Origin of the sequence: Caecibacter sp. AF58-12pH5A (genome assembly GCF_027681725.1) — a bacterium.
GTDB lineage: Bacteria > Bacillota > Negativicutes > Veillonellales > Megasphaeraceae > Megasphaera > Megasphaera hominis.
In genome coordinates this window covers 1-6647 of sequence record NZ_JAQDBC010000060.1, presented here as the reverse complement: position 1 = coordinate 6647, position 6647 = coordinate 1, and the positions used below count along the sequence as shown (strand labels likewise).

At 41.4% G+C, this 6647-nt stretch carries 8 protein-coding genes; all 8 read right to left on the bottom strand.

Translation table 11 applies throughout. From position 1 onward, the window contains the following. Nucleotides 1-1115, bottom strand: a 1115-nt coding sequence (locus PGX44_RS13535; RefSeq protein ID WP_498855785.1) for a phage portal protein, incomplete at its 3' end; no start/stop codon positions are given. Nucleotides 1116-1119: 4 nt separating this feature from the next. Further along, complete coding sequence (locus PGX44_RS13530; RefSeq protein WP_498855784.1) at nucleotides 1120-2850, bottom strand: terminase large subunit; 1731 nt, start codon at nucleotides 2848-2850, stop codon at nucleotides 1120-1122. Then, nucleotides 2843-3160, bottom strand: coding sequence for a hypothetical protein (locus PGX44_RS13525; protein ID WP_302593811.1), 318 nt, complete (start codon nucleotides 3158-3160; stop codon nucleotides 2843-2845). Before PGX44_RS13525 ends, PGX44_RS13530 begins: the two co-directional genes overlap by 8 nt. Before the next feature lie 123 nt (nucleotides 3161-3283). Beyond that, complete coding sequence (locus PGX44_RS13520) at nucleotides 3284-3958, bottom strand: AAA family ATPase (protein WP_498855783.1); 675 nt, start codon at nucleotides 3956-3958, stop codon at nucleotides 3284-3286. Between the two features lie 62 nt (nucleotides 3959-4020). Next, nucleotides 4021-4737: a terminase small subunit gene (locus tag PGX44_RS13515; RefSeq protein WP_498855782.1), complete on the bottom strand. Its 717-nt coding sequence runs from the start codon at nucleotides 4735-4737 to the stop codon at nucleotides 4021-4023. A gap of 307 nt (nucleotides 4738-5044) precedes the next feature. Continuing rightward, nucleotides 5045-5518, bottom strand: a complete 474-nt coding sequence (locus tag PGX44_RS13510) for a DUF1492 domain-containing protein (protein WP_498855781.1) — start codon at nucleotides 5516-5518, stop codon at nucleotides 5045-5047. 132 nt (nucleotides 5519-5650) lie between these two features. Then, a complete protein-coding gene (locus tag PGX44_RS13505) occupies nucleotides 5651-5836 on the bottom strand; it encodes a hypothetical protein (protein ID WP_498855780.1) in 186 nt (61 codons plus the stop codon). Between the two features lie 518 nt (nucleotides 5837-6354). After that, entirely contained in the window at nucleotides 6355-6558 is a 204-nt protein-coding gene (locus tag PGX44_RS13500) for a hypothetical protein (RefSeq protein ID WP_498855779.1), read from the bottom strand. Nucleotides 6559-6647: the final 89 nt, after the last annotated feature.

The following is a 6647-nucleotide window of genomic DNA, read 5'->3' as shown; positions in this document are numbered from 1 at the left end:
TATGGGGCATAAAGTAGATTCATGCAATACCGATTTACACAAACTATTTTACACTCCCGCGTATTCATAAATTCGGTCCGACTGAGATAGCACCGTAAATGATGCCCCACATCCTGTTCCCGTTGAGTGAATAAGCAAGCGGACATGGCCTGTTCAAATTCTGTAGCAAAATCTTCCAGACATGTTTGATAAAAAGCGCTATGCTGATCTGCGGTGTAATCACCGGTCATCATCGCTTCTGAAATACCATACCGCTCTCGCACAATAGATTTCAAAAACATCATAACTGTATCATCAATGTGTGGCTGGCTCATTGTAACGGGCATAAACTCTCCCGGCAAATCAGTTGCCACAATACCGGTATGACTGCTACTGATGTGATCTTCAAAATTTTGTCTTGCCTGGTTTAATGCATCTATTCCAATAACAGTTTTCGCATGGTAGATCCCATTAATTTTTAGGCTGGATTGCAATGCCTTCGGTACCGTATCCAATATTTGTCCCAAAGCAGTAATGGATGCCGACAATTCCCGTACATCCGGCATGCCAAAATCATTGCCACCGCCAATAATTGTATTTTTCCCGCGGCGCCACCGAAGATGAGCAATATCTGCATAGGGTACGCTATCGTCTGACCCATCACGCCAATAGAAATGAATTTCCCATATACTTCCGCTATCATCTACACCAATCTCGATACGAGTAGGGGCCAATGGCCAAAAAGCGGTATAAAAGCGGAATGGATTCCCTTGGCTATCTGTCATCACATTATATTGCGGATAAATAAAGCAGTTACAATCTTTAAGCCGCAGCCAAGCGCAACATGCCAAAAAATCTTTTGTTGTTTGTAAGGGATTCGGCTTGAATTTAAATAACCGTGTGATCTCATCATTTTGCCGCTTTACACTGTTGGCGCCATCTACGACGGACAGCACACTCATCTTACTAATTTCCGTTGCAATCCGATCAATACAGTTATTGACATGATCACTCATATACACATCCTGCCCAAAGGCAGAAAATAACGCCGTCCCATCATTGAGCAGTGAGACAAGTCGTGTATATGTTTTTTTATTCTGATAATTCGCAAATACTTGCTTTAAATAATTAAACACCAGCTCACCCTGCTTCCTGTAATGCGTTATATTCGGTCTTATATCGCCAATATGTCGCCTCACCAATAATAAATCCCAGTGTCCCATCAATTCTATTTTTACTTTGCCCATATTTCTTGATCGGCATGATCTGCCCGATATTATTGGTCTTAATAGCGGTATTCATCAGACACCAACGATCAATCGGATGATTATTGTAATTTATCTTTTTGTATTTCAGATCACTTTCTAAAATATTCATGGGATTCGACAGGCTGTTAAAGTCCATGCCAATACGCTCCAAAATGTCTTCTCCAAAATAATCCGCAATTTGCCGTTTGAAATCCTGAGAGTGCCAATTATCATATCCAATCTTAAAGGGCTTCATTTTGTATGCCGTATATAGCGAAATAAACCACCCTGCAACTGCGGATGCATCTACTTCTGTCCCGGGACAAATCGTGCAGAGTCCCTTTTTAGCCCATTCGCAATAGTCCTTCTTTTCTGGATTTAATGTATTCATATCTTCTTCCAATATCGCATCCGCTTTCGTTTCCGGAATAAAATACATGGTCAATGTTTTTTTCTCCTGCGTAATAGGATTAATAAACATGGCCTTGGCATTGCATAAATCTGTTGTTTCCGCAAAATCGAGTGACCCAATATAATACATTCCCCGTAATGATTTAATATCAAACGTAGCTTGATTTTCTACCGTAGCAAGATCCAGCCATGCGGCTGCGCTATTCTGCTTAATATTAAAATCCTTGGCTAATACAAACGCCCGTGTCCCTGCGTTGGTTCGAGCTTCCTCTACCATCTGCCGCAGAAAAGACCATTTTTTAATAACGCCTAATCCTGGATTCGATTTATACCAGGATTGTTCATCCTGCCATATTTCTTCCTCACTGTCCTGCTGATATAAAAAAATAAGCCATTGCGGGTCATCTACTTCGCCCAGCAATACCTTATGTGCTTCTTCCATTTCACTATCCAAATAGCCGCCATCTGTAAAACCTTCTGTTGTAATTTCGATATACAACGGTTCATCCTGTGTGGATAATGCCTGCCGAATTGGCATGACCAATGAATTATCTTTCATTTCATGAACTTCATCGACAACACCCACCTTAATATTTTTCCCTTCCTTGGCTCCCGTTTTAGCGGATATCTTTTTAATAGATCCTTTGTTTTGCGATGAAAATTTGCCACGTTTAATCTTGCGTTTCTTATTTCCCCAAAATATCCCTTTTTGATTTTTACGGGTACATCGCGCCAATTTGGGCGATTCTTCGCGCATATCATTTGTGCCATCAAACAAAATACCCGCTTGCTCATAATCATTACTGCCAAACAAAATATTTGTACCCATTTCACCGCATACCCATTCGGACAGACTGATCGCAGACGCATAGGGACTTTTCCCATTTTTACGCCCGATAACCAGCAGCACCCGTTGATACTTACGCACATACCGTTTCAGTTCGTCGTTCCATATTTGCATCGCATATATGGCTTCAATGATTGCTTTTTGAAAGAGTTCCAGATGAAACGGCTTGCCAGCAAAGGGGGCCTGCGCATGCCGACACTCGGCTTCAATGAATTGGATTCGTTTATTTGACAAGTCAAAATCTTTTTTAATCTGGGAGTCCTGCAATTCTTCAATTAATTTTTGCATCTGCAGTCGGACTAAATAGCCAACAATATATTTTCCGGATTGGATGCCGTCCCAATATTCTTGAATATAACTATTCATATTCTCCTAGCCCATCCTCTTCATCCACCACATTCTTCCCTAATATAGCCGCTAATTTAAAGATCAGGTTCGCATAATTTGCCCGGACTTTTGGCAGCATCCTGGACACGGGAAGTTCTTTCTGCATGCGTGGATTGTCCGGATTGATCTTAATGAGTCCCGTTTCTTGCACTACAGCATGAAGCCTATTTAACTCTACTCGTAACCGGGCCGCTTCAATGAAAGAGCCATCCAACAGTTGCAGCATATGGTCATCCGATCCGTCAAAAAGGGCCTTAATTCTTTCATATTCTGCTTTTACTTCGTTCATATTCTCGCCCCCTTATCGCATTTCAGATGAACTTTTGAAAAAAGTCAAATTTTTGATGTAAATCAAAAAAGGGGATGCCATCCGGTCTAGCCTTGGACTTGATAAATGTATCGGACAGGGGGGCTATGGCTGATACGCAGTAAACCATTTCTGGATATATCCTTCCCATTCCTTTGCGAATACTCCCCGTTTTGCCGCACCTTGCAGGCATTCTTCTTTAGTCGCCTCACAATACACTAACTCTCCCCGCACCCGCTGCGCCAATCCTTCGCGTATCGTTTTAATGGGATAGCCGCCTTCAATATACGCATCGTTCCATTGCCCATACCTAGTCCGTATCTGATCAATCAATATATCCTGTACGCGAAATATATTGCGTTTTAGATTGTCCGGCTTATCATATAGTCCGCATCCACTGACCGCTCGATACAGTAAATCCATATTTACAATCAGGTCTCCCCGATGCATCATTTGGTGAACGAATGTGCTTTTGCCGCTGCATGGCGGACCATACACAATATAGACATGGTGTTGCCCACGGTATCCGAACCGCTTATGCTCTTTGTTATGGCAATCATCGCAGATGATTTCTATGTTATCCGGATTCAACGCAATCGTCGGATCACAGATAGTATCCGGCGTTAATTCTTTTTTGTGGTGCCCAATTAATCGTGATGTATCAAACAAAAAGTCCTTGTGACATCGCTCGCATTTGGCACCTCGTTGGATAATTAACATTATCCGTAACTCTTTCCAATCTTTTGAATTGTAAAAGGGCATGGCCCACGATGCCGCCATAGTTACCACTCCTTTAGCTTGATTGCTTTTTCCTTCAGATCTGCCATCCGATCGTCATAATCTCATTTATGCTGATCCGATGGATTTAATTCAAAATAATCCGATAACCATTGCAGCGCTTTCATGCGATCATTAAGCCGTATGCTCACTCCGTTTTGAGTTTCTTTGATTTCCTGTACGATCTGCCCGTCAATATCTTCACTATCAGCCAATACCACTCGTCCGTCTTTCACGACTATATGCTGATTAATGTTAGCAAAGGCAATCCGCATATATAATTCGACAACATCCATCCCCTGTATCATCATTGATTGGTACCTAATTTCTTTTAAGTGATCAATATATTCGCGGATATTAGGTTTTTTTAGTAGTCCGCATGCATTTACAGCCGCCGTACCATATCTACATTGATAGGCCCGTTTATATGATAAGGTCGCATTAAATGAATTTATGTAATAAATACAAAAAAGGCGTTGCTTATTTGTTAATACATCCTCATATAGCACATGAAAAGATTCTGCTTGTTTTTGTGCCTCTGTATCCGTAGCTGTTGTATTTTCTTTGTCCGGCTGCTCTGGTTGTTTGGTCGTTTTTCGCCTTTTTGGTTTGGTCGTTTTGTTTGGTCGCTTTTGTTCCCAGTTATCCTGCCGCTTCCATTTACCGACCATATCCGCAGATACTCCTAATTGCTTGCCAATTTCCTTATTACTTAATTTGCCGCCGGATGCCAGCCAGATTTCATGTGCCTTCTTGCGATTTGGGCTTCTCGGCCTCGGCATGGTATCACCCCTTATTTCAAAATTCTATTCCGCTTTGTATATTTTACCGGCTCATGGTTGATATCTGTCTCATGCGTATATTTCTGCCGCAGCGATTGCCGCAGTTCAAAGCAGACGCACCGCTCCCGCTCAACCGTGAGATGCATATTGACGCAGTGCCCGCGCTGATTATATTTACATTTTGGATTATCGCATTGAATCATCGGTTTCACCTGATTTAGGGTAGCAAAAAAGGACATCGGAAATATCCGGTGTCCTTTGTGTATCATTTCATATTTTATATCATACCATGTCAAGCCACTGACATTCAATGACATTTACTGACATTTACCTGTTTTTTATCTAATATCTCCTGAATTTCTTTTAATCCTAAAGAGTGGTATCTGTACATTTGTCGGAGAGTATATTTCTCTATATACTCTCCATCTGAATTTCTAATGTTCATACTATCCAGTATGTAATCCCATGCCCTGCAATCAATATACCGCTCAATGAGTACATGGCGCACCCTATAATCTTGTATTGTGTTGATATATCCCCTGGCTTCGTTCCGCAATAGGAGTAAGGTATTCCATTCTGCCGTAATCTTATCCTTTTCATCAATAACACGAATGACCTTGTCTGATATATCCATGGGCTGTCCGCCACTTATTTTATCCTTGCTATAATCCGTAGCCCGCAGATTACATATATCACTGCGCAGCTTTTTTAATTCGCTTTCCATCGTTCGCAGCCTTAAATCTATCGTCCGTAATTGATTTAAATATTCTTTAGCCGTCATCTGCATCCTCCTCATCCTTAGGTTCCCAGACGCTGGGCGGCGCTGCCTGCCAATTACACATCGGGCATGGGCTTATTTTTAAAGGTTTGTCATAGTGTCGGCAATTCTCACAATCTTTTGGCAATTCATCAATTATTTATCATCCTCCAACGCCTTATCCCAACACTTGCTACATTCCGGATCATTATCCCGACCCCAACATGGGAGTTCTGGTAACCCCCATTCGCTAGGGCAGCCATCCATAAATATCCCCCACATATCTGGGCATTTATGTCTGACTAATTGCAACTGCTCTTTGATTGATAATTTTTCTTTCATATCCACGGCCTCTTTTCGTATCTTTCACAATTAATCGGCTCGCTCTGTATCGGTGAATCATCAGCCGTCCTTTTGCTGTCTTTTTTTCCACATCTCCGCTGCCGCTACGGATACTCCACATATCCGATATTTACGGCAGTCCTGGCGATTACAAAAGGTGTAATTTAGATAGTGCATCCTATTCACCTTCTTTGCTGATTGGGATAGAGTTCCATGCTTTCAATCCATCTATAGGCGGCGGCATTGTAAATGGCTCATACTGTTCAGCCAATGCACAATATAATACATTTTTAATCTTTTCTACGTCTGATTTTCATAATATCCTAAATTGGTTACTATATCTGTATGCGTCAGTGAATCATACCCAGTAACAGCGAAAAGTCTTGTTTCAAATACATTTATGCTAATAATTTTATCGCTGTTAATCAGACTTCCGTCTTGCTCCTTTATCCACATATCAATCACCATCCTTTAAGTTAAATCAACCTTTTCAAATGCTTTCATTTCTCTACCTCCTACTATTCGCTGTCAATTAATCCCCACGGATCATCATTTGGCTGTTCTTTTCTGTCAAACGGTCGACCTGCCCTGATCCATAATACATTTTGGGCTTGATAAGCATCTGACGTAGGCCAACATTTCCCCTTTTTGGTGATCCTCTTTTGCTTGGCTAATTCCTTTAATTCCGAGTCTGTCATATTTCGTAGTTCCGATATCTTCATAGACTTTCTCCTCCCAACTGTTTTAAAAGCGGCAATAATTCGTTCGTGTGGTCTTTTAATGGTTCTTTGGTTAAATTATATTGCTCTAT

Bases quoted from the DNA above. Each gene is read 5' to 3' on its own strand.
- PGX44_RS13530 (WP_498855784.1), bottom strand. From the start codon at position 2,850: ATGAATAGTTATATTCAAGAATATTGGGACGGCATCCAATCCGGAAAA.
- PGX44_RS13525 (WP_302593811.1), bottom strand. From the start codon at position 3,160: ATGAACGAAGTAAAAGCAGAATATGAAAGAATTAAGGCCCTTTTTGAC.
- PGX44_RS13520 (WP_498855783.1), bottom strand. From the start codon at position 3,958: ATGGCGGCATCGTGGGCCATGCCCTTTTACAATTCAAAAGATTGGAAA.
- PGX44_RS13515 (WP_498855782.1), bottom strand. From the start codon at position 4,737: ATGCCGAGGCCGAGAAGCCCAAATCGCAAGAAGGCACATGAAATCTGG.
- PGX44_RS13510 (WP_498855781.1), bottom strand. From the start codon at position 5,518: ATGACGGCTAAAGAATATTTAAATCAATTACGGACGATAGATTTAAGG.
- PGX44_RS13505 (WP_498855780.1), bottom strand. From the start codon at position 5,836: ATGAAAGAAAAATTATCAATCAAAGAGCAGTTGCAATTAGTCAGACAT.
- PGX44_RS13500 (WP_498855779.1), bottom strand. From the start codon at position 6,558: ATGAAGATATCGGAACTACGAAATATGACAGACTCGGAATTAAAGGAA.